Annotated in this window: 1 protein-coding gene; it reads left to right on the top strand. The window is 43.8% G+C overall.

Annotated elements, in window-relative coordinates:
• Positions 1-352: 352 nt before the first annotated feature.
• On the top strand, positions 353-1,090 hold a 738-nt coding region (locus tag MJD61_14070), incomplete at its 3' end, for a hypothetical protein (protein ID MCG8556397.1).

The following is a 1,090-nucleotide window of genomic DNA, read 5'->3' as shown; positions in this document are numbered from 1 at the left end:
TGCCAACCACTCCCAATCCCACTTCAGGATTCCTGGTGTTCGTGGCCAACGAGGACGTCATCAGGCTCACAATGACAGTGGAAGAAGGCATCAAATTCATCATTTCAGTGGGAATCGTAACACCGGAATACAACCAGGATAAAATCCTTGAGCTCAAAAGAGATTATCAGGCATAGCTTCTTATATTAACTTTTTGCCAATACCTCCCAACAAGTTCCTCCCACAAGTATTAATCAGATTTACATTTCCCAATCTTTTTGACAGGTCATAGCTCTCAAAGTATTTGTCTGCTTAAAACTTTGCCCTTACACTGAGAGGACAAACCCGATCACTCATCATTCAAGGCGGACTCATGCTTCGGATTTTTAAAGTTTTTGCACTCCTGATTCCTTTTACTATTACAAGTCTGGCACTTGCGAGCCCCACAAAGAAAATTGACCCACTTGCTACTCCCAAAAGTCTGATAGCGTTGGAAGACGCTTTAGCCGGACCCGATCTGGTGGGATTGGTTTATCTCGATATGGACTACCTTCTACGTCTCGAGAGATCCTTTATGGGTAAAAAAGATCCCCTTGCCCTGCCTACGTCTACCGGCAACAAGGGCAAAACGAATACTTCATTTCTAAATTTCCTGGGGGATTCCGGTATTAATGTCAGCGAATCAGTGGATTATATTATCGGCGGATTCTTTGCCCGTGAAAAAAACAAGGGAGGTCAGGTACAGATTGCATTGGGAAATTTTCCTGTAGATGTTTTGACTCAATATTGGGAAAAAAATAAAGATGTAAAACAAATTGAGGTTGACGGACGTACGGCCTGGCTGTGGTCCCCTGTCGATGCTGATACCTGCAAACCCTCACAACCAGAAGTCCTGATCGCAGAGAAAAATCGCCTGATTACAGGCGATCCTGAAACGGTGTCTTGGTTCTTAAAACGAATGGATCAGAAAGCCCAGCAAGACCTTTCCTACTGGCGTAATTATCGCAAGGATAAATTGTTCAGCTTCGCAGTTTTCTTACCCAAAAATCTTAAAGACATCCCGGAGAACGGGTTCATCCGAATGATGGCTCAATCCATGCAGGAAAAAATG

It is taken from the genome of Pseudomonadota bacterium (assembly GCA_022361155.1).
Taxonomy (GTDB): domain Bacteria; phylum Myxococcota_A; class Polyangia; order Polyangiales; family JAKSBK01; genus JAKSBK01.
The sequence above is the reverse complement of the archived record's forward strand: the minus strand, read 5'-3'. Positions and strand labels throughout refer to the sequence as shown.